Source organism: Arachnia sp., from assembly GCF_057238465.1.
In genome coordinates, this window is the sequence record NZ_DBHHFZ010000001.1 from 203,979 (window position 1) to 224,751 (window position 20,773).

General features: G+C 67.4%; 19 protein-coding genes. 18 read left to right on the top strand and 1 reads right to left on the bottom strand.

Annotated elements, in window-relative coordinates:
- Nucleotides 1-54 precede the first annotated feature (54 nt).
- The 15 genes from rpsB to ACO6D6_RS00985 all read left to right on the top strand — a co-directional run bounded on the left by rpsB (nt 55) and on the right by ACO6D6_RS00985 (nt 15,623).
- Nucleotides 55-879, top strand: coding sequence for a 30S ribosomal protein S2 (gene rpsB, locus ACO6D6_RS00915; RefSeq protein WP_484782505.1), 825 nt, complete (start codon nt 55-57; stop codon nt 877-879).
- A gap of 27 nt (nt 880-906) precedes the next feature.
- Complete coding sequence (tsf, locus tag ACO6D6_RS00920) at nt 907-1,716, top strand: translation elongation factor Ts (protein ID WP_484782507.1); 810 nt, start codon at nt 907-909, stop codon at nt 1,714-1,716.
- Nucleotides 1,717-1,818: 102 nt separating this feature from the next.
- Entirely contained in the window at nt 1,819-2,532 is a 714-nt protein-coding gene (gene pyrH, locus ACO6D6_RS00925) for a UMP kinase (protein WP_484782508.1), read from the top strand.
- Nucleotides 2,533-2,560: 28 nt separating this feature from the next.
- Nucleotides 2,561-3,118 (top strand): ribosome recycling factor, encoded by a 558-nt coding sequence (gene frr, locus ACO6D6_RS00930; protein ID WP_484782509.1) that lies wholly within the window; start codon nt 2,561-2,563, stop codon nt 3,116-3,118.
- Nucleotides 3,118-3,984 (top strand): phosphatidate cytidylyltransferase, encoded by an 867-nt coding sequence (locus ACO6D6_RS00935; RefSeq protein ID WP_484782510.1) that lies wholly within the window; start codon nt 3,118-3,120, stop codon nt 3,982-3,984. The genes frr and ACO6D6_RS00935 overlap by 1 nt, the downstream gene beginning before the upstream one ends.
- Before the next feature lies 1 nt (nt 3,985).
- The gene (rlmN, locus tag ACO6D6_RS00940) at nt 3,986-5,110 is read left to right on the top strand and encodes a dual-specificity RNA methyltransferase RlmN (RefSeq protein ID WP_484782512.1); all 1,125 of its coding nucleotides are present in this window, start codon (nt 3,986-3,988) and stop codon (nt 5,108-5,110) included.
- An 88-nt stretch (nt 5,111-5,198) separates the two neighbouring features.
- Entirely contained in the window at nt 5,199-6,536 is a 1,338-nt protein-coding gene (gdhA, locus tag ACO6D6_RS00945) for an NADP-specific glutamate dehydrogenase (RefSeq protein ID WP_484782514.1), read from the top strand.
- 95 nt (nt 6,537-6,631) lie between these two features.
- Nucleotides 6,632-7,807, top strand: a complete 1,176-nt coding sequence (gene dxr / locus ACO6D6_RS00950) for a 1-deoxy-D-xylulose-5-phosphate reductoisomerase (protein WP_484782515.1) — start codon at nt 6,632-6,634, stop codon at nt 7,805-7,807.
- The gene (locus tag ACO6D6_RS00955) at nt 7,804-9,090 is read left to right on the top strand and encodes a M50 family metallopeptidase (protein WP_484782516.1); all 1,287 of its coding nucleotides are present in this window, start codon (nt 7,804-7,806) and stop codon (nt 9,088-9,090) included. Before dxr ends, ACO6D6_RS00955 begins: the two co-directional genes overlap by 4 nt.
- A 93-nt stretch (nt 9,091-9,183) precedes the next feature.
- Nucleotides 9,184-10,254 carry a nicotinate-nucleotide--dimethylbenzimidazole phosphoribosyltransferase gene (cobT, locus tag ACO6D6_RS00960; RefSeq protein ID WP_484782517.1) on the top strand — a complete coding sequence of 357 codons (1,071 nt, stop codon included), beginning with the start codon at nt 9,184-9,186 and terminating at the stop codon, nt 10,252-10,254.
- On the top strand, nt 10,251-10,787 hold the full coding sequence (gene cobU, locus ACO6D6_RS00965) for a bifunctional adenosylcobinamide kinase/adenosylcobinamide-phosphate guanylyltransferase (protein ID WP_484782519.1): 537 nt from the start codon (nt 10,251-10,253) through the stop codon (nt 10,785-10,787). Before cobT ends, cobU begins: the two co-directional genes overlap by 4 nt.
- Nucleotides 10,787-11,578 (top strand): adenosylcobinamide-GDP ribazoletransferase, encoded by a 792-nt coding sequence (locus tag ACO6D6_RS00970; RefSeq protein WP_484782521.1) that lies wholly within the window; start codon nt 10,787-10,789, stop codon nt 11,576-11,578. The genes cobU and ACO6D6_RS00970 overlap by 1 nt, the downstream gene beginning before the upstream one ends.
- Nucleotides 11,575-12,522 (top strand): cobalamin biosynthesis protein, encoded by a 948-nt coding sequence (locus tag ACO6D6_RS00975; protein ID WP_484782522.1) that lies wholly within the window; start codon nt 11,575-11,577, stop codon nt 12,520-12,522. Before ACO6D6_RS00970 ends, ACO6D6_RS00975 begins: the two co-directional genes overlap by 4 nt.
- Nucleotides 12,519-13,952, top strand: a complete 1,434-nt coding sequence (locus ACO6D6_RS00980; RefSeq protein ID WP_484782524.1) for a cobyric acid synthase — start codon at nt 12,519-12,521, stop codon at nt 13,950-13,952. The genes ACO6D6_RS00975 and ACO6D6_RS00980 overlap by 4 nt, the downstream gene beginning before the upstream one ends.
- 330 nt (nt 13,953-14,282) lie before the next feature.
- Nucleotides 14,283-15,623 carry a hypothetical protein gene (locus ACO6D6_RS00985; RefSeq protein WP_484782525.1) on the top strand — a complete coding sequence of 447 codons (1,341 nt, stop codon included), beginning with the start codon at nt 14,283-14,285 and terminating at the stop codon, nt 15,621-15,623.
- A 134-nt stretch (nt 15,624-15,757) separates the two neighbouring features.
- On the opposite strand, the gene ACO6D6_RS00990 is transcribed toward ACO6D6_RS00985, so the two are convergent.
- Nucleotides 15,758-17,005, bottom strand: a complete 1,248-nt coding sequence (locus ACO6D6_RS00990; RefSeq protein ID WP_484782526.1) for an ATP-binding protein — start codon at nt 17,003-17,005, stop codon at nt 15,758-15,760.
- Between the two features lie 367 nt (nt 17,006-17,372).
- Here ACO6D6_RS00990 and purU point away from each other — a divergent pair, with 367 nt between their 5' ends.
- Genes purU through ACO6D6_RS01005 form a run of 3 tightly spaced genes read left to right on the top strand, consistent with a single transcriptional unit; the run spans nt 17,373 to nt 20,750 of the window.
- Nucleotides 17,373-18,221 (top strand): formyltetrahydrofolate deformylase, encoded by an 849-nt coding sequence (gene purU, locus ACO6D6_RS00995; RefSeq protein ID WP_484782893.1) that lies wholly within the window; start codon nt 17,373-17,375, stop codon nt 18,219-18,221.
- Entirely contained in the window at nt 18,218-19,552 is a 1,335-nt protein-coding gene (locus ACO6D6_RS01000; protein ID WP_484782895.1) for a hemolysin family protein, read from the top strand. The genes purU and ACO6D6_RS01000 overlap by 4 nt, the downstream gene beginning before the upstream one ends.
- Complete coding sequence (locus ACO6D6_RS01005; protein ID WP_484782528.1) at nt 19,545-20,750, top strand: phosphotransferase; 1,206 nt, start codon at nt 19,545-19,547, stop codon at nt 20,748-20,750. The genes ACO6D6_RS01000 and ACO6D6_RS01005 overlap by 8 nt, the downstream gene beginning before the upstream one ends.
- Nucleotides 20,751-20,773 lie beyond the last annotated feature (23 nt).

Consider the following 20,773-nt stretch of genomic DNA (forward strand, 5'->3'; position numbering starts at 1 on the left):
TGCTCGCCATTGACAAGGGCGGGCGTTGACGCGCCCGCCGCGAAAGGAACGGCCATGGCCGTCGTGACAACCCGTCAACTCCTCGAATCCGGAGTCCATTTCGGGCACCAGACCCGCCGTTGGAACCCGAAGATGAAGCGTTTCATCTTCGCCGAGCGCAACGGGATCTACATCATCGACCTCCAGCTGTCGCTCAGCTACATCGACAGCGCCTTCTCGTTCGTCAAGTCCACCGTCGCCCGCGGCGGCCAGGTGCTTTTCGTCGGAACCAAGAAGCAGGCCCAGGAGGCCATCGCCGAGCAGGCAACCAGGGTCGGCATGCCGTACGTCAACCAGCGCTGGCTGGGCGGCATGCTCACCAACTTCCACACCGTCACCAAACGGATCCAGCGTCTCAAGGAACTCGAGGGCATGGATCTGACGGACTCCGCCAGCAGCGGCCTGACCAAGAAGGAGCTGCTGCACCTCGAGCGTGAGAAGAACAAGCTGAGCAAGACCCTCGGCGGTATCCGCGACATGGTCCGCACCCCGCAGGCCGTCTGGGTGGTCGACACCAAGAAGGAACACCTCGCCGTCGACGAGGCCCGCAAGCTGCGCATTCCCATCGTCGGGATCCTCGACACCAACTGCGATCCCGACGAGGTCGACTACGCGGTCCCCGGCAACGATGACGCCATCCGGTCGGTCGCCCTGCTGACCCGCATCATCGCCGACGCCGTGGCCGAGGGCCTGATCCAGCGTTCCTCCGGCCGCAGCGGCGAGGAGGCCGAGGCCGAGCCCATGCCCGACTGGGAGCGTGAGCTCCTCGCCCAGGGCGACAATGCCGCCGCGGAGACGCAGGAAACCGCCGAGGCCCCTGCCAAGACCGAGTCCGAGTAATTTCACAAGACAAGACGGGAAACTGACATGGCAATCACTGCTGCTGACGTCAAGAAGCTGCGCGACGCCACCGGCGCGGGAATGATGGACGCCAAGAAGGCCCTCACCGAGGCCGAGGGCGACTACGAGAAGGCCATCGAACTGCTTCGCATCTCCGGGCTCGCCAAGGCCGCCAAGCGCACCGACCGGGAGGCAACCAACGGCATCGTCGCGGGCAGGGACGGGATCCTCATCCAGTTCGCCGCCGAGACCGACTTCGTGGCCAAGAACGCCGAGTTCGTCAAGTTGGCCGATCAGATCGTCGAGGCCGTCGCCGCATCCGGCGCCAAGGACCTGGAGGCCGCCAAGGCCGCTCCGCTCGGTTCTTCGACCGTCCAGGAGGCCGTGCAGTCGCTGGCCGCCACGATCGGCGAGAACCTGTTGCTGGTGAACGTGGCCAACTACGACGGCGACACCCACCTGTACCTGCACCGCCGCGCCTCCGACCTGCCTCCCCAGGTCGGTGTCCTGGTGGCCTACGCCGGTGGTGACGAGGCCCTCGTCCACCAGGTCTCGATGCACATCGCCGCCATGAGCCCGGTCTACGTCTCCCGCGACGAGGTTCCGGCTGACGTGGTGGAGAACGAACGCCGCATCGCCGAGGCCACCGCCCGCGAGGAGGGCAAACCCGAGGGCGCGATCCCGCGCATCGTCGAGGGTCGTCTCGGTGGGTTCTACAAGGACGTCGTGCTGCTGGACCAGCCCGCGGTCTGGGAGGACAAGAAGACCGTCGGCGACATCCTGAAGGCCGCCGGGGTCGAGATCAAGCGCTTCGCACGCCTGGCCGTGGGTGCCTGATCCGATGCTGGTGAAACGAGCGTGTCCCCTCGGGGGCGCGCTCGTTTCGCTTGGGACGATATTGTGTGCCGTGACGCGTCACCCATCAGGAAGGCAGACCCCATGAACAAGCCGTATCAGCGCGTGCTGCTGAAACTCTCGGGAGAGGTTTTCGGTGGTGGGAAACTGGGGGTCGATCCCGTCGTCATATCCGGCATCGCCAAGGAGATAGCCGCGGTGGTCTCCCAGGGCACCCAGGTGGCCGTGGTGGTGGGTGGCGGCAACTACTTTCGTGGCGCCGAGCTGAGCAACAACGGCATGGCCCGGGACCGGGCCGACTACATGGGCATGCTCGGCACCGTCATGAACGCCATCGCCCTGCAGGACTTCCTGGAGAAGGAGGGAGTCCACACCCGCGTCCAGTCGGCCATCAACATGGCGCAGGTGGCCGAGCCCTACATCCCGCGCCGCGCGGAACGCCACCTCGAGAAGGGCCGGCTGGTCATCTTCGGGGCGGGTTCGGGAATGCCCTACTTCTCCACCGACACCGTCGCCGCCCAGCGCGCACTTGAGATCGGTGCCGAGGTGCTGCTCATGGGCAAGCAGGGAGTGGACGGGGTCTACGACTCGGATCCACGCACCAACCCGGCGGCGAGACGCTACGAGCGCCTGACCCACGACGAGTTCCTGTCCCGGGACCTCAAGGTCGCGGACGCCACCGCCATCGCGCTGGCCCGCGACAACGCCCTCAACATCATCTTCTTCAACCTGTCCGAGCGGGGCAACATCGGTCGCGTCGTGCAGGGCGAACCCATCGGGACGTTCGTTTCCCGCTGACAACCCACATAGGCAAAGGAGAGCGGCAATGATCGCCGACGTCGAGAAGGAAACCCAGTCCAGGATGCAGCAGGCGGTGGACCACGCCCGAGAGGAGCTGTCGACCGTTCGCACGGGCCGTGCCCACCCCGTCATGTTCAGTCGGCTCAACGCGGACTACTACGGGGCGCCGACACCGCTGCAGCAGCTTGCGACGTTCAACTCACCCGATCCCCGAACCATGCTGATCACCCCCTTCGATCGCAGCGCAATCGCGGCCATCGAGAAGGCCATCCGGGAGGCCGACCTCGGGGTCAACCCGAGCAACGACGGGAACTCCATCCGGGTTGTCATGCCTCAGCTCACGGAGGAACGCCGCAAGGAGTACATCAAGCTCGCCAGGGCCAAGGCGGAGGAGGCCCGCATCGCCGTGCGCAACATCCGCCGCCACTCCATCGACGCGTTGAAGAAGCTTGAGAAGAAATCCGAGATCAGCGAGGACGAGCTGGTTCGTGCCGAGAAGGCCATGGACGTCACCACCAAGAAATACGTGGAGGCGATCGACGAACTGCTCAAGAACAAGGAAGCCGAACTCAGCGAGGTCTGATGCCCAACCAGGAGCCAGCCCAGGCAGCGCCGACGCCGAAGGCCGGCCGGGATCTCCCGATGGCCATCGGCGTCGGACTCGCCCTCCTGGCGGCGCTGGCCGTCGGGTTGCTGTGGGCTCCCTGGCTCTTCGTCCTGATCTCCGCCGTCTCCTTGAGCCTGGCGGTCGTCGAAATTCACCGGGCGCTGCTGCGCAAGGGCATGCACGCGCAGGTGAAGACCATAGTCGCGGGCACCTTGGTGAGCGTCCTCGGAGCCTATGCGATGTTCCGGTGGAACCTGGGGCTGCCGCCGACCACCTTTGCCGTGATCTGTGTCTGCGGGACGGTGGTCGCCTGCCTGGTGGCGCGGTTGCTGCTGGCCCGGGAGGGTTTCATCCGCGACATCGCCGCCAGCGCGTTGATAATCGCCTACATCCCGTTGATGGGGGTCTTCATCCCGTTGATGATGGCCGAACCCGGCGGCACCCGGCGGATCATCGCGGTGATGGCCTGCGTGGTGGCCTCCGACACCGGTGCCTATGCCGTCGGCAGCCTGCTGGGAAAACACAAGATGGCGCCGCACATCTCGCCATCCAAGACCTGGGAGGGGCTCGCGGGTTCCATCGTCACCTCCGCGCTCATCGGGATGGCGGCGGCTCTCTGGTGCCTGGGCGCGTCCTGGGAGCTGGGCCTGGTCCTGGGATTGTGCATCGCACCCGCCGCGACGCTGGGTGATCTCGTCGAATCCCTGATCAAACGGGACGCAGGGCTGAAGGACATGTCCAATCTCCTGCCCGGACACGGTGGCTTCATGGATCGCCTGGACTCGATGCTGGTGGCGATGCCGATGGGCTGGCTCGTCCTGAACCTGGGCATGGGGGGCTGACGTGCCGAAACACCTTCCGCTGGTCTTCGACGCGCCCGCCCGCGGCAGGGCCCCGAAGCACTGGCTCGACCTCGACGTGCCCGAACAGCGTGCCGCCATGGAGTCCTTCGGTCTGCCAGCTTTCCGGGCCGACCAGATCTCCCGCCACGTCTTCGACGGCCTCAGCGAGGAGGTCACGACCTGGACGGACCTGCCCGCGGCGATCCGGGGGGACCTGGCCGAGCAGCTCTTCCCGCCCCTGCTCACCCAGGTGCGCAGGCTCACCGCCGACCGGGGACGCACCGTCAAGACCCTGTGGCGGCTGCACGACGGTTCCCTCCTGGAATCCGTGCTCATGCGTTACCCGAACCGCTCCACCCTGTGCATCAGCTCCCAGGCGGGCTGCGGAATGGCGTGTCCCTTCTGCGCCACCGGTCAGGGCGGGCTGAAACGCAACCTGTCGCGGGCCGAGATAACCATCCAGGCCTTCGCGGCCAACCGGATGCTGGCCGCCGGCGAGGTGCCGGGGGCCACCGGCCGGCTCAACAACATCGTCTTCATGGGGATGGGGGAGCCGCTGGCCAACTACAAGGCGGTGCTGGGAACCATCCGCACCATGATCGCCCCCGTACCCAAGGGTTTCGGGATGAGCGCCCGGGGGGTCACCGTCTCCACCGTCGGCCTGGTGCCGCAGATCGGGCGCCTCGCGGAGGAGGGGCTTCCCGTGACCCTCGCGGTCTCCCTGCACGCCCCCGATGACGAGCTGCGCAACGAGATCGTCCCGGTGAACAACCGGTGGAGTGTCGCCGAGGTGGTCGACGCCGCCTGGGAATACGCCCGGGTCACCAGACGCCGCGTCAGCATCGAGTACGCCCTGATGCGTGACATCAACGACTCCGTCGCCCGGGCGAACCTGTTGGCCGATGTCCTGAAACGGCGCGGCGACTGGGGGTGGGTGCACGTCAACCTGATCCCCCTCAACCCGACCCCGGGGTCGCGGTGGACGGCCTCCCGCCCGGAGGACGAGGCGGCCTTCATCGCCACGCTCGAAAGACGCGGGGTGCCCGTGACCCTGCGCGACACCCGTGGTTCCGAGATCGACGGGGCCTGCGGACAGCTCGCGGCCCGCGAGACCACGGGGGTTTGAGATGGTTTCCGGGCTGAAACGCATTGTTCACAAACCGTGGCTAGGCTTCCGCAGGTCAGAAGCTGAAACCAACTAACTAGGAGTCCGAATGGATCAGCAGTTGCAGTCCATCTTCGAGTCCGTGGTTGCCCGTAACCCCGGCGAGGCCGAGTTCCACCAGGCCGTCCGGGAGGTCTTCGAGAGCCTCGAGCCCGTCGTCAAGAAGAACCCGGACTACCTCGAGGACAAGATCCTGGAGCGCATCTGCGAGCCCGAACGCCAGATCATCTTCCGTGTCCCCTGGGTGGACGACCGGGGAACGGTGCAGGTCAACCGCGGTTTCCGCGTCGAGTTCAACTCGGCTCTCGGCCCCTACAAGGGTGGCCTGCGGTTCCATCCCTCGGTTTACCTGGGCATCATCAAATTCTTGGGATTCGAGCAGATCTTCAAGAACTCCCTGACCGGTCTGCCCATCGGCGGCGGCAAGGGTGGCTCCGATTTCAACCCGCACGGCAGGTCCGATGCCGAGGTGATGCGTTTCTGCCAGTCCTTCATGACCGAGCTGTACCGACACCTGGGTGAGTACACCGACGTGCCCGCCGGGGACATCGGCGTCGGCGGCCGCGAGATCGGTTACATGTTCGGCCAGTACAAGCGGATCACCAACCGCTACGAGTCCGGTGTGCTGACCGGCAAGGGCCTCGACTGGGGCGGCTCGCTGGTTCGCACCGAGGCAACCGGCTACGGCGTCGTGGCTTTCACACAAGAAATGCTGAAAACCCGCGGCGACACCTTCGACGGCAAACGCGTCGCGGTCTCGGGTTCCGGGAACGTTGCCACCTACGCCATCGAGAAGGTTCAGCAGCTCGGCGGGAAGGTCGTCGCCTGCTCCGACTCCTCCGGCTATGTCGTGGACGAGGCGGGCATCGACGTCGGACTGCTGAAGCAGGTCAAGGAGGTGGAACGCGGCCGCATCGCCGACTACGCCTTCCGCCGTGACGGTGCCGAACCGGGCAGGACCGGTTCGATCTGGGACGTGGCGGTGGATGTCGCCCTGCCGTGCGCCACCCAGAACGAGCTGAACGGGGAACACTCCGCCACCCTGATCCGCAACGGCGTCAAGGTCGTGGTCGAGGGCGCCAACATGCCCACCACCCCCGAAGGCATCCGCACCTTCCAGGACGCCGGGGTGATGTTCGCCCCGGGCAAGGCGGCGAACGCCGGCGGTGTGGCCACCTCGGGGCTGGAGATGCAGCAGAACGCCATGCGCGACTCGTGGAGCTTCGAGTACACCGAGGAACGCCTGATCGGCATCATGCGAAACATCCACGACATGTGCGCCGCCACCGCCGAGGAGTACGGCGTCCCCGGTGACTACGTCGTCGGCGCCAACATCACCGGTTTCATCAAGGTCGCGAACGCCATGCAGGCGTTCGGGCTCGTCTGAGACAACACGACCTCGCCGGGCCCGCCACCCGTGGGGTGCGCGGCCCGGCGAAGCCGTTCCGGGACACCGTTTTGGCATCGTGACACACTGTCCTGGTGCGAAGAATTGTCCTGCTCGGTTCCACCGGCTCCATAGGCACCCAGACACTGGACGTGATCGGCTCCCGGCCCGACCGGTTCGATGTGGTGGCGTTGGCGGCCTCGGGTGGCAACATCGACCTGCTGGCCGGGCAGGTGGCGCAGTTCCGGCCCTCGCACGTTGCCCTGGCCCGGCCGGAGCGAGCAGCTGACCTGGAACGCGAGCTCGCCGTTCGCGGGGTCGAGACACCCTGCCTGTTGACAGGTCCCGGGGCCGCGACCGAACTGGCGGGACTGGACTGCGACGTGGTGCTGAACGCCATCACGGGTGCGGCCGGTCTGGAACCCACCCTCGCGGCACTGGGAGCAGGCCGAACCCTGGCCCTGGCGAACAAGGAATCCCTCGTGATCGGCGGGAGGCTGGTCACCGATCTGGCGGCCCCGGGGCAGCTGGTGGCCGTCGACTCCGAACACTCCGCCTTCGCCCAGGCCCTGCGCGGGGGACGCCGCCAAGAGGTGGCCCGGCTCATCCTGACCGCCTCCGGGGGGCCGTTCCGGGGCCGCGGCCGCGAGGAACTCGCGGACGTGACGCCCGAGGAGGCCATGGCCCATCCCACCTGGAAAATGGGCCGGGTCATCACCATCAACTCATCCACCCTGGTCAACAAGGGGCTCGAACTGATCGAGGCCGCTCTGCTCTACGGGGTCGGCCTCGACGACATCGTCGTGACGGTGCATCCCCAGTCGGTGGTCCACTCCATGGTGGAGTTCACCGACGGGTCCACCCTGGCGCAGGCCTCGCCACCGGACATGCGACTGCCCATCGGGTTGGCCCTGACCTGGCCCGACCGGCTTCCGGGGGCCGCGGTTCCCTGCGACTGGACAAGGCCTGCGAGCTGGACCTTCGAACCCCTCGACGACGCGGCCTTCCCGGCCGTCGAGCTGGCCCGTCGTGCGGGAAAGGCCGCAGGCACGGCCCCGGCCGTCTACAACGCGGCCAACGAGGTGCTGGTGGACGCCTTCTGCGGCCACAGGATCGGGTTCTTGGCGATCACGGACCTGATCTCCCGGTGCCTGGAGGAACACCTCGAATCCGGGCACGTCCCGGATGCCGAACTGACCCTGGAAGCGGTGCTGGCCGCGGACACCGCGACCCGCGAACGCGCCCGTGAACTCGTGGAGGAACTTTCTTGAACACCCTCGTACTGATCGGCCTGGCGCTGCTGTTCTTCGCCCTGATCATGGCCTCCATCGCCCTGCACGAGATCGGACACCTCGTGCCGGCCAAGATTTTCGGGGTCAAGGTGACCCAGTACTTCGTCGGATTCGGCCGAACCATCTGGTCCCGGAAACGGGGTGAGACCGAGTACGGGTTCAAGCTGTTCCCGCTCGGCGGCTACGTCCGGTTGATCGGGATGTACCCGCCCGAGAAGCAGTCCGACAAGCCCAAGGGCTGGGTCACCCGGCTGGCCGACCAGGCCCGCAGGTACGAGTACGAGGAGATCACCCCCGCCGATGATGGGCGGCTGTTCCACCAGAAACCGGTGTGGCAGAAGGTCATAGTCATGCTCGGCGGGCCCGCCATGAACCTCCTGCTGGCCTTCCTGATCTTCCTGGGAGTCAACCTCTTCCACGGCACCTGGCAGTCGACGCTGAACGTCACGGTGGTCAACGACTGCGTCATCCCCGCCGGCCGCACTCCCGCCACCTGCCAGGAAGGCGATCCCCAGACCCCCGCGAAACAGGCGGGCGTCATGGTGGGGGACAAGGTGGTTGCCTTCAACGGCCACAAGGTCGGCAGCTGGGACGAACTGACCGAACTGATCCGCGCGAACCGTGACGGCGCCGCCACGCTCACGGTCGAACGCGGTGGGAGGACCATTGAGCTTCCCACCGTGAACACCATCATCCAGTCGGTGCCCGACAAACTCGACCCGACCTCCAAGGTGGAGGCCGGTTTCCTCGGTGTCTCGCCCGGCCGGGAACTGGTCCGGGGCGGCGTGATCGAAACGGCGGGTCAGATGTGGAACATCACGAGAATGTCCCTGGTGGCCCTGGCATCCTTCCCGGTGCGGGTGTGGAACGTCGGGGCCGGGCTCGTGGCCGGTACCGAGCGCGACATCAACAGTCCGATCTCCGTGGTCGGTGCCAGCCGTGTCGCGGGGGAGATCGCGGTGGCGGACTCGGTGCCGATCCAGGACCGCGCGGCCTCCTGGTTGTCGTTGCTCGGCAGCGTCAACCTGTTCGTGGCGTTGCTGAACCTGGTACCGCTGCTTCCCCTCGACGGCGGCCACATCGCAGGGGCGCTCTACGAGGCCCTGCGGCGGGGTCTGGCGCGGCTGCGCGGCAAGAGCGACCCCGGGCCCGTGGACACCGCGAAGATGCTGCCGGTGGCCTACCTGGTCGGTGGATTCCTGCTGATCGGTGGCGTGGTGCTGATCCTGGCCGACATCATCAGTCCCATCAAGCTGTTCTGAGTGGGGATGCTAGCCTCGGCGGTGCGCTCCGGCCGGTTCTCGACGACCCGGACCGGCCGGCAACATCGGCAATCAAGCTAAGGACGTGACCACATGGCCCTCACCCCAGCCGAGCTGTCCGAGCTCGCTGCCCGCATCGTCCCCGTCGAGGACGCCTGGCTCCAGGAGGGCCGCGCCCGGCAGGACGACCTGACCAAACCCCCCGGTTCCCTCGGGGAACTCGAGGCCATCGGGGTGCGGCTGTGTGGAATCGCCGCCCAGTGCCCCCCTCCGGTGCCCTCACATCCGAAGGTGGTTGTCTTCGCCGCCGACCACGGGGTCTACGCGCAGGGGGTCACCCCCTGGCCCCAGGAGGTCAGCGTCCAGATGGCCACCGGGATCGCCATCGGGTTCGCCGGGGTGAGTGTGATCTCCCGGGCCTTCGGGGCCGGAACCGAGGTGTTCGACGTCGGTTTGCTGCAGCACGCGGAGGGTACCGTGGACCGCCGCATTGCGGCCGGTACCGCCGACTTCACCCAAGGGCCCGCGATGACCGTGGAACAGGCCCTGGATGCGATCGGCGTCGGCATCGAGGCCGCCAACGCCGCCATCGACGCCGGGGCCGACGTGTTGGTGCCCGGTGAGGTCGGGCTCGCCAACACCACGCCCGCCGCGGCCCTGACGGCCGCGTTCACCGGGAAGGCCGTGGCAGAGGTCACGGGCAGGGGTACCGGGGCCGATGACGAGATGCTCGCCCACAAGGTGGCGGTGATTGAGAAAGGGCTCGAGGTAGGCGGGGTCGCGGGGTTGGTCGCCGCGGGAGACGCGGTCGGTGCGTTGGCCGCCGTCGGTGGTTTCGAACACGCCGCCATGACCGGGTTCATGCTGGCCGCCGCGGCCAGGCGCGTCCCCGTGGTCCTCGACGGGGTGGTTTCCTGCTCCGCGGCCCTCGTCGCCCGCGCCAACTGCCCGGATGTCGTCGGCTACCTGATCGCCGGGCACGCCGGTGTGGAACCCGCCATCACCGCGGCCCACGAGGCCCTCGGGCTGCGCGGGCTGGTCGACCTCGGCCTGCGGCTCGGTGAGGGTTCCGGCGGTGCCCTGGCGTTGCCGCTGGTCCGGGCCGCCGCTCTCATCATGAACGAGATGGGCACCTTCAGCGGACAGGGAGTATCGAAGGCGTGAAGGGCTCCGCGCTGATCCTGGGCGGGACCCGTTCCGGGAAATCGACCTTCGCGGAGTCACTGCTCTCCGACGAACCCGGGGTTTCCTACGTGGCCACCTCCGAGGTGCGCCCCGACGATCCCGAATGGGTGGAGCGGCTCCGGATCCACCGGGCCCGCCGCCCCTCCCACTGGGAGACGGTCGAGACCATCGACCTGGCCACCGAGCTTCGCCGCGACGACGCCACCCCCATGCTGGTCGACTGCCTGGGGGTGTGGCTGACGAGGCTGCTCGACGACGGCTGCTGGGATCGGGACCCGGAGGCGCTGGGACTTCTGGAGAACCGGCTGGAGGAGTTCCTGGCCGCGCTGCGCGCCACCCGCCGGCCGGTGGTGTTCGTCAGCAACGAGGTGGGGCTCGGGGTGGTTCCGGCCACCAGCTCCGGCAGGTTGTTCACCGACCAGCTGGGGCGCCTCAACATGCGGGTCGCAGCGCTCGTCGACCGGGTCTGGCTGTGCGTGGCAGGCATTCCAGTGCCGGTCAAGGGGGCCTGATGCGTCCATTGCGCGCCTTCCACAGCGCAGTCGCCATGTACACATGGCTGCCGGTGCGCAAACACGACTGGGCCGATCGCGACTTTCCCGACGGGCTTGTCGCCTTTCCCTGGTTGGGGGCGGTGCTCGGAGCTGTCGCAGGCCTGTTGGGCTGGGGGGCCGCGGCCGCCTCCGGGTCGTGGTTCCTGGGGGCCGCGCTTGCCGTCGGGGCGGTGGCCTACATCACCGGTGCCATGCATCTGGACGGCACCGCGGACGTCGCGGATGCGCTGGGTTCCCGGAAACCCGCGGAGCAGGCGCGGGCGATCATGAAACAGTCCGACATCGGCCCGATGGGGGTGGCCTCGCTGCTGGTGGTGCTGCTGCTGGAGGTGGCCTCCCTCGGCGTCGCACCTCCCGGCACCTGGCCGCTGCTGATGGCCCTCGGTATGGCCGCGGGACGGGTGGTTCCGCTGGCCGCCACGCTACCGGGCCGGGGTGAGGAACCGGCCCCGGGCACGTTGTCCTCCCTGGTGGCGGGCAAGGTCGGGGCGGCCGGGCTGTGGGTCAGCCGGGTGGCGGTGCTGGTGGTGGGTGGCGCGGCGACCTGGTGGTCGCTGGGCTGGCCGGCGGCGGCCTGCTGGGTGGCTGTGGTCGTGGCCGCCTGGTTGTTCGCGGCCTGCTGGCAGCGGCACCTCCTGCGGCGCCTGGGGCGCCTGAACGGCGACTGCTACGGTTCGCTGATCGAACTGACCCAGCTGGCCGTCTGGCTGGGGATCGCGCTCACCGTGAAGCTGATCGGAGTGGCATGACACTGAGACACCGCGGCCTGGGGCTCGTCATCGGGATGGTGGCGGACCAGGTGTTCGCAGACCCGCAGAAGCACCATCCGGTGGCCTGGTTCGGTTCCTGGGCCACCCGGGTGGAGAAAACCACCCACGCCGACAGCCAGGCCGCGGGGGCGGTTTTCACCGCGCTCACCGTCGCCCCCGTGCTGGTGGGCGGGATGCTGGTGGAACGGGTTTCCGCCCGGCACGGCTGGGTGCGGGTCGCGGCCACCGCCGCCGCGACCTGGGCGGCGCTCGGTGCCAGACGGCTCGCCGACGAGGGGAGGATCATGGCCGACCGCCTCGAGGGCGGCGACCTCGACGCGGCCCGGGAACAGCTGCCGAACCTCTGCGGCCGCGACCCGCGTTGTCTCGACGCCGAGGGGTTGGGACGCGCCACCGTCGAGTCGATGGCGGAGAACACCAACGACGCCGGGGTGTGCACGATCTTCTGGGGGGCTCTCGCGGGGGTGCCCGGAATCCTGACCCACCGCGCCCTCAACACCCTCGACGCCATGGTCGGCCACCGCAACCAGCGCTACGGACGGTTCGGCACGGCGTCGGCACGCACCGATGACGCAGCGGCCTGGGTGCCGGCGCGGCTCACCGGGGCCCTGGCGTGCGTGTGCGCCCCGCTGGTCGGGGGAGATGCCCCCCGGGCCTGGCAGATCATGCGACGCGACGGTGCCAGACATCCCAGCCCGAACGGCGGCTGGTGCGAATCCGCGTGGGCCGGTGCCCTCGGGGTGCGGCTGGGCGGGGAGAACCGCTACGGCGACCGGGTGGAGTCCCGCTCCACCCTCGGCGACGGCCCCCGCCCCACGGGACCGCAGGTGCGTCGTGCCGCGAAACTGGTGACGGCCGTCACCGCCGCCGCCACGGGGTTGCTGGCCGGGGCGTTGATCGTGTTCGGAGGTGGAAGGAAATGACCGGGTTGTTGATCGCGGGGACCGCATCGGATGCGGGCAAGTCGTTGATCGTGACGGGCCTGGCGCGCGCGTTCCGGCGCCGCGGGATCAGGGTGGCCCCGTTCAAGTCGCAGAACATGTCCAACAACTCGATGGTCTGCTCGGATGGCACCGAGATCGGACGGGCCCAGTACCTGCAGGCGCAGGCCGCCGGGGTGGAGCCGAGCAGCCTGCTGAACCCCGTGCTGCTGAAACCGGGCAGCGACCGGCGCAGCTTCGTCGTGCTCCGTGGCCGCCCCGCGGGGGAGCTCGGGGCGGGGGAGTACGCCAGCGGACGCAAACACCTGGCCGAGGCAGCCTTCGACGCCTACGAGGAACTCGCCGCCGGCCACGACCTGGTGCTGTGCGAAGGAGCCGGGTCGCCCGCCGAGATCAACCTGCGGCGGGGCGACTACGTCAACTTCGGTCTGGCGGAACGTTTCGGGCTGCCCGTGGTGCTGGCCGCCGACATCGACCGCGGGGGAGCCCTGGCGGCGATCTTCGGCACCCACGGCATCGTCTCCGAACAGGACCGGGGAAGGCTGGCGGGGTACCTGATCAACAAGTTCCGCGGCGACCAGGCGGTGCTCGATCCGGGGCTGGAGGAACTGACCCGGCGCACCGGTCTCAGGAACTACGGGGTGCTTCCCTGGCTGGCGGATGTGTGGCTGGACGGGGAGGACGCCCTGACCATCGGGTCGCGGGCGCTGCGTCCGGGCACCGGGGTGCTTCACGTGGCCGTCGTGCATTTCCCCCGCACCTCGAACGCCACCGACGTGGATGCGCTCGCCGCTGAACCGGGCGTCCAGGTGGTCGTCACCGCATCACCCGATCAGGTCACCCGGGCCGATCTCGTGGTGCTGCCCGGGTCGCGGTCCACCGTAACGGACCTGGCCTGGCTCAGGGAGAAGGGCCTGGCGGAGGCGATCCGGAACCGGGCCCGGCAGCAGCGGCCCGTGCTCGGTATCTGCGGCGGCTACCAGATGCTCACCGACCGCATCCTCGACGACCTCGAATCCGGTGACGGTGAAGTGCCCGGCCTGGGGCTGCTTCCCGGCGAGGTGCGTTTCGGCGATGCGAAGGTGCTCGGCAGGCCGTCCGGAACCTGGCGGGGAGAACCGGTGGAGGGCTACACCATCCACCACGGCCGGGTCCATGCCTCCGGTGGGGAGGAGTTCTGCGAGGGCCAGCAGGTTGGCGCGAACTTCGGGACCATGTGGCACGGGGCTTTCGAATCAGACGGTTTCCGCCGGGTCTTTCTCGAGGAGATCGCGCGGCTGACCGGCAGCGACTGGCGGCCCAGCGAGGGGGCCCCCGGCTACGCCGAGCAACGGGAGGCCATGATCGAAAGACTCGCGGATGCCTGCGAGGAGAACCTGGACGTGCCGGCGCTGCTGGATGCGGCGAGGTGAGGGCGGGCATCTCCGGCACCGGGGCGAAGAGGGCCGTGACCGCGGAAGGGTGATGGATGTCCACGCCTTCGCCCTTCCAGGAACCGGGAAGTAGCAGACTCCCTGTAGCAGGCCGGTTGAGCCGCCCCGCTCGTGTCAGCGGACGGACCGTTTGGAAACCGTGCCGTGAGCCTCCGGGGACCTGTGACCGGAGGCGCCTGTCGCAGGTCCCCGGAACCGGGATCACCCGAAACCGGGTTAGTTCGTAAAGGGGACTGGTTTTGGTTTTCCGGGCTCGGTGATGCCCTTTCTGTGATAGGGAGAGAGCAGATCGGATCAAGGGAGAGCCGGATGAGAAGCTCCGTGAATTACCGCATGCTGGGAGTTGTTTGCGCGCTGTCGATGGCGATGCTTGCGGGATGCTGGCCGCCGGGTGGTGAGAACGGTGCCTCCTCGAGCCAGTCCGCGCCCGAACCCAGCCCGGTGCCATCGGAGACGACGGGGGTGAGAGCGAAAGTGCCCGCCTCGGCGTATCTCACCGAGGCGAAGATCCTCTGGCAGGGGCCCGGGAATCTCGATGACCACTCAACCACCCTTGCGGGTGTACCGGAGGGGCTCCTCATCAGCAATGCCGGTGGTGTTGAAGCCGGATTGTCCCTGCACGCCTGGGAGGACGGCAGCGGGAAGTGGCGGATCCCGGTGGAGGGATCGGACGGCTCCGGCTTCATCCTGCAGAAGGAGTACTACGAGGACACCGTCCCGGCCGGACACTTTCCCGTGACCGTTCCTCTGACGAGGAGTAGGGCCGAGCAACAGATCCGGGACGTCAAGGACGGTGCTTTGCTGGGACGTGCCGATCTGGAACGCCACGGAGCCGTTCTGGAGGCCGAATCCGGCGCCCTCTACGTGGCCGGGAGCCACATCAGCGGTGGCTATGGACTGTCCCGTTTCGAATCGCTGGCGGCGACCTCCCCGCAGTGGACCGGAACCTTGAACGCCGGGCAACTGGCGATGAACTCGCGGGTGCTGGAGCGGGAAGGGCGAGCCGAGTTCTGTGAGTTCAACAGGCTCGGGCAGGAGGGCCTGTGTGCGGTCTCGGTTTCGCTCTCGGACGGCAGCTCGGCTGACTGGCTTCCCGCCGGTTCGAGGTTCCTGCGGATCGGTGAGAAGAAGCTCGTCATCGATGAGGGAGGTTCCTACACTCTGCTGGACGGTGCTGGAAAGAAACTCTGGTCCCGCGAGTGGGGAAAAGTCGATTGGGCCCATCACATCGCCGGTTCCGTGATCTTGGGAGGAAAGGGCCTGGTGCGGCGGGTTGACCTGGGCAGCGGCGAGCATCAGTGGCAGGAAATCTGGGGTGAGGGGAGCGAGCTGGCGGAGATCGACGGAAAGGTCATCGTGGTCAGGACCAATGAGAAGCTGCAAACCGCCGTGTTGGATGTGACGGCCGGACGCCCCGAATTCGTTGATCATGGCGAGGCCTCTCCAAAGGCAGTCATCATGCTCACCGCTGATGGAAGGCTCGTGGTCGCCGACCGGGGCACTGGGGAATCAGGTCTGTACGCGGCGGCCATCAAACCCGGGACGGGGCAGCATCTGTGGCAGGGGTGGTACCCCGGTTACGAGGAAGTGATGGCGCTGTCGGGACATCTGGTGCTGTGCAACCAGACCGGCTTTGCGGTTCTGGGTTAGCCGGCCCCGGCAGGGAACGCCGCGAAACCGGGACTGGTCATTCACACCACTTGAAGCCGCGGCTTCGTTCGTCAGCCAATAACCGGCGAGAACTGCGCCACCGCCGGGGCATGGATGGCACCGAAACGGCTCCCTCAGGGAGCCAGGAGCCCCAGCGGAACCACCGCAATGCCGTCGGCCCGGCGGAAGGCGTGGGGTCCCGTGGTCAGGACGACGAGGTCGGTCACGCGTTCCCCGAGTTCCTGTTTCAGCCAGTGGAGGTGGCGGACATCCCTGTCGGTGATGATGGAAGCGAGTTTCACCTCTACCCCCACGACGCGACGGTCACGTCCCTCGACCATCAGGTCGATCTCGTGTTCACCGCCTTTCGTGCGCAGATGACCTGTGGTGGCTTCTGCGCTCTGTGCCATCACGCGGACGCAGAGCGTCGCAAGTGATTCGAACAGCGCCCCCAGAAAGGTGCTTTCCGGTCCGTACAACAGGGAATCCTTGGTGGCGCCGATCAGATGCGCGGCCAAAGCGGGGTCGACCAGATGATGTTTTGGAGCTGCCACCAGTCGTTTCAAGGGAGAAAGGCTCGGCACCCAGGCCGGGACCGGATCCAGCAGGAACAGACGTTCCAAGGCCTCGCGATAACTGGTGACAGTGTTGCGAGAAGGCTTTTCGTCCTCCCCGGGGGTCGCTGCATCGAGAATTCGTGAATAGCTGGTGGTGGTTGACGTCGCTGCGGCGTAAGCGGTGAGCCAGGCACGCAGGGCGGCAGGTCGCCGGACCAGGAATCCGCCTTCCGGCAGGTCGTGATCCACGGCACGGGCCAGGTAGCTCTCCAGTTGTATCCGAACGGCCCGTTCCGGCAATCCCTGAAATGCGGGGAAACCGGAGCAGAGAATCTCATCGACGTAATCGCTCAGGCTCAGGCTGGTTCGCCCCTCAATCACCGCATCTCCCCTCAACAGGTCCTTGAGAGATACGGTCGGTGAAATCCGGTGCCGCTCACTCAGGATCATGGGGCGCAGCACCATGCGGACCACCCGCCCTGCTCCGGAGTGCATGCGGATGCCCCTGGTGGGTCCGGCGGAGCCCGTCAGGAGGAACTGATTTCCCGAAGGATCCTCGTCCACGGCCTCGCGGACATGATTCCAGAGGGCGGGTTCCAGCTGCCATTCGTCGAGCAGCAGCGGTTTTGGCAGGTGACGGATGACCGTGGGATCGGCGGCGATGGTCTGGCGCTGTCCCGGGTCCAGGAGGCGCAACACAGTGGCCGCACGTTGCTGCGCCGTCGATGTCTTCCCCACTCCCTTGGCCCCCTCGAGGACCACGGCCGGCAGGTGTGGCAGCAGCTCATCAAGGTCGTCGTCCACGACCCGGCGCACGTATTCCATGACCCTATTGAACCATTGGCCGAGGTTCTATTGAGCAATTGGTCGGGATCCTACTGAGCAATTGGCCGGGACTTCGCGCCTCCGGGGTTTTCCCGGCCGGGGTGCTGTTTCGTGTGCGGGCGCCGGGCAGACCGGTCCCGGTGGTGGTGAGCAGCGCGATTCCGGGTGAAGACGTTCCCCGTCAGGATCCGCGTCCGGGTGGTCGAGGTGCCTGGAGGGGACCTCGCGGATGGATCACAGCGGCGGGGCCGTTCCGGAGTCGCGCAGGGTTCCATGGCCCGAGGGCGTGCCAGGCCCGGTGTTCTCGTCGCCAAGTCAGTGCTTCCTCAACGGTTGAGAGCGGAATGCGCGTCGCGCATGGCCTACGCTGGGGCTCATGCAGGACCTCGTCATGACGTTGCGATGCCCGGACGGTCCTGGCATCGTGCACGCCCTCACCGGAGTCGTCGTTTCCCTGGGTGGCAACATCACCGAATGCCAGCAATTCGCCTCCGCCGACACGGGACGATTCTTCACCCGCATCGCCCTGGTCGGGCCCACGCGTGACGAATTGATGTGCGCCCTGCGTCCCGTGGCGGAGGGTTTCGACGCGGAGTTCAACATCTACGGGACACAACGCCCGACCCGCACCCTGCTGCTGGCCTCCAAGGAGGGACACTGCCTCAACGAACTCCTGTTCCGTTGGCGCGCGGGAACCCTGCCCATCGATGTCGTCGGCGTCATGGCAAATCACGACGTCCTGGGGTCGCTGGCCGATTTCTACGGGGTTCCGTTCACGCACCGGGCGGTCGTGCCCGAGACCAAACCCGACTTCGAGGCCGAGCTCCGGCGCGTGATCGAGGAGCGGAAGGTGGACCTGGTGGTCCTGGCCCGTTACATGCAGATCCTCAGCCCCGAGTTGTGTGATCACCTGGCCGGGCGCGCAATCAACATCCACCACTCCTTCCTTCCGGGTTTCAAGGGGGCCAACCCCTACCGGCAGGCCCACGTCCGTGGGGTGAAACTGATCGGCGCCACCGCCCATTTCGTCACCAGCGACCTCGACGAGGGACCGATCATCGAACAGAACGTGGTCAGGGTGGACCACACCATGGGGGTCAGCAAACTGGTCAGCAAGGGGAGGGGCCAGGAATCGGAGACCTTGGCGGAGGCGGTGCGCCTGTTCGCCGAGCACCGGGTGCTGATGGACGGGAACAGGACGGTGATCTTCCGCTGATGTCGGCGGTCTCTGACGTTGCGCTGATCGCGCTGTTCATCCTGATCGGCGGCACCTTCGCGGCCGCCGAGATGGCCTTGGTGACGCTGCGCGAGTCGCAGATCAGGCAGCTCGCGGCCAAGGGCAAACGAGGACGGGCCATCGAACGGCTGACGAGCGATCCCAACCGTTTCCTGTCCGCAGTGCAGATCGGCGTGACGCTTTCCGGGTTCCTCTCCGCGGCGTTCGGTGGGGTGACCCTGGCGTCGGGGCTCGCCCCCGTCTTCGTGGGCTGGGGGATGCCCGCTTCGGTGGCCGATCCGCTCGCCTTGGTGGTCATCACGATCGTGATCTCCTATTTCTCCATAGTGATCGGGGAGTTGAGCGCGAAACGCCTCGCCATGCAACGGGCCGAGGGGTTCGCGCTGGCGCTGGCCCCGTTGGTGGCCGGTATCGCGGCCCTGGCCCGGCCCGTCATCTGGTTCCTGGGGGTCTCCACCGACGCGGTGGTGCGGGTCTTCGGTGGCGACCCGAAGCTGTCCAAGGACGCCGTGAGTGACGAGGAACTGCGGGAGATGGTCTCGGGGTCGACGACCCTGGGTCAGGAGGAACGCAACATCGTCGACGAGGTCTTCGCCGCGGGCCAGCTCAGCCTCCGCGAGGTGATGGTGCCCCGCACCGAGGTGGATTTCCTTCCTTCCGACATGCCCATTCAGCTGGCCTACAAGGAGGTGCGTGGGGCACCCCATTCCCGCTACCCGGTCACGGATGGTTCCGTGGACAGGGTGATCGGTTTCTGCCATGTCCGGGACCTGATGGATCTCGACGCAGGGGAACGCGGCGGTCAGCTGTCCAGCATCGTGCGGCCCGTGCTGAGCCTCCCGGAAACGGTGAAGCTGCTGCGTGCCCTGTCCGCGATGCGCGCTGCGAAGGCCCACATGGCCATCGTCCGTGACGAGTACGGCGGCACCTCGGGGATCGTCACACTGGAGGATCTGGTGGAGGAACTGATCGGAGACATCACGGACGAGTACGACGTGGTGGACGGCACATCGCCCGCGAGGATGGATCCTCTGGCGCGGTTGGACGGGCTGACCACCATCGAGGAGTTCGCGGGGCTTTCCGGGCACGTCATTCCGGAAGGGCCCTACGACACCGTCGCGGGATACGTCATGGCCCGGCTCGGGCGCCTGCCCGCTGTCGGTGACGAGGTGAGCGTGGAGCTTTGCCCATGCGAACCAGCGGAGGAGGACACGGCGGCACCGGCCTGGGTGTTCAGGGTTGAGGAGATGGATGGGCGGCGCGCTTCCTGGATTTCTGCGCGTCCGGTTTCAGGAGTTGGCGATGGATGATGGATCGAGGTTGTTGACGGGGCCCGGGGCCGGTCCCGTGCTCAGTGCAGCAGTTCGCCACGCCGGGGGAGAACTGCTCAGCTGGGCGCTGGAACATGTGGACGCCAACCCCAACCAGTCCACCACCGCCACCTATCTGGCGAAGGTGTCCTGGCCGTACGGGGAGCGTACGGAACTGCTGGGGGTCTCGGCCCGGAGCGGGGAACTGTCCGATACCGATCGCGGGGCCGAGGTTTTCGGCGACGGCAACCGCGAGGTGGCGGTCTGGATCTACCCGGCCGATCCCGACCTTCCCGGCCTGAAACGGGCCGCCTACCCCGAGCTGCTGGCTGAGCTGGTCAACGACGCCCGGCTGCTGCCCTACCCCGTCACGGGGGATGATCTCGAGTTGAAGATCATCGGTTACCGGCCCAGACGACGAGCCGTCGTGCGGTTCACCACGGGCGGAAACACCTTCTACATCAAGGCGATTCGCGCCAAGCTCTTCGATGACGTGCTTTACAGGCACCGTATGCTGACCGCCGCGGGGGTGCCCGCACCCCATGTCGCGCACACCACCGACGACCAGCTGATGATCCTGGATGCGCTCCAGGGCAAACCCTTGGCGCGTGCGATCTTCGAGCCCGGTGATCCGTGCACCCCCGAGCAGCTGATCGAGGTGCTCGACTCCATGCCGGCGAGCGTCGCGCAGCTGGAACGACGCCCGCCGTGGAGCGACGCGGTCCAGCACTACGCGGAGATCGTCTCCTCGGCCCTGCCCGAGGTGCGCGGAGATCTCGAATGGGCGGTGCGGCGGATCCGGGCCGGGCTGGCGGCGATTCCGCTCGGCAACGAACCCACCCACGGCGACTTCCACGAGGGTCAGGTGCATGTGGCCGCGGGGCGTGTGGTTGGGATCCTCGACGTGGACACCATAGGTCCCGGTAGGCGTGCGGACGACCTGGCCTGTCTGATCGCTCACCTGTCCACCATCCAGCGCATGAACCCGGTTCAGGAGGCCAAGGTGCGGGACCTGCTGGCCCGTTGGGTGCCGGTCTTCGACAGGCGTGTGGACCCGGTGGAACTGAGGTTGCGGGCGGCGGCCGTGGTCATTTCCCTCGCCACCGGCCCGTACCGTAGTCAGGAGCCGAACTGGCAGGATTCCACCAAACAGATGGTCCGCTCCGCGCTGGCCCTGGTGAAACAGGTTGCGAGCTGATAACGATTCGGTGGGCGGTCATA

Excerpts from the sequence above, each read along its gene's own strand:
- rpsB (WP_484782505.1), top strand. The coding sequence starts at position 55 with ATGGCCGTCGTGACAACCCGTCAACTCCTCGAATCCGGAGTCCATTTC.
- tsf (WP_484782507.1), top strand. The coding sequence starts at position 907 with ATGGCAATCACTGCTGCTGACGTCAAGAAGCTGCGCGACGCCACCGGC.
- pyrH (WP_484782508.1), top strand. The coding sequence starts at position 1,819 with ATGAACAAGCCGTATCAGCGCGTGCTGCTGAAACTCTCGGGAGAGGTT.
- frr (WP_484782509.1), top strand. The coding sequence starts at position 2,561 with ATGATCGCCGACGTCGAGAAGGAAACCCAGTCCAGGATGCAGCAGGCG.
- ACO6D6_RS00935 (WP_484782510.1), top strand. The coding sequence starts at position 3,118 with ATGCCCAACCAGGAGCCAGCCCAGGCAGCGCCGACGCCGAAGGCCGGC.
- gdhA (WP_484782514.1), top strand. The coding sequence starts at position 5,199 with ATGGATCAGCAGTTGCAGTCCATCTTCGAGTCCGTGGTTGCCCGTAAC.
- cobT (WP_484782517.1), top strand. The coding sequence starts at position 9,184 with ATGGCCCTCACCCCAGCCGAGCTGTCCGAGCTCGCTGCCCGCATCGTC.
- ACO6D6_RS00970 (WP_484782521.1), top strand. The coding sequence starts at position 10,787 with ATGCGTCCATTGCGCGCCTTCCACAGCGCAGTCGCCATGTACACATGG.
- ACO6D6_RS00975 (WP_484782522.1), top strand. The coding sequence starts at position 11,575 with ATGACACTGAGACACCGCGGCCTGGGGCTCGTCATCGGGATGGTGGCG.
- ACO6D6_RS00980 (WP_484782524.1), top strand. The coding sequence starts at position 12,519 with ATGACCGGGTTGTTGATCGCGGGGACCGCATCGGATGCGGGCAAGTCG.
- ACO6D6_RS00985 (WP_484782525.1), top strand. The coding sequence starts at position 14,283 with ATGAGAAGCTCCGTGAATTACCGCATGCTGGGAGTTGTTTGCGCGCTG.
- ACO6D6_RS00990 (WP_484782526.1), bottom strand. The coding sequence starts at position 17,005 with ATGGAATACGTGCGCCGGGTCGTGGACGACGACCTTGATGAGCTGCTG.
- ACO6D6_RS01005 (WP_484782528.1), top strand. The coding sequence starts at position 19,545 with ATGGATGATGGATCGAGGTTGTTGACGGGGCCCGGGGCCGGTCCCGTG.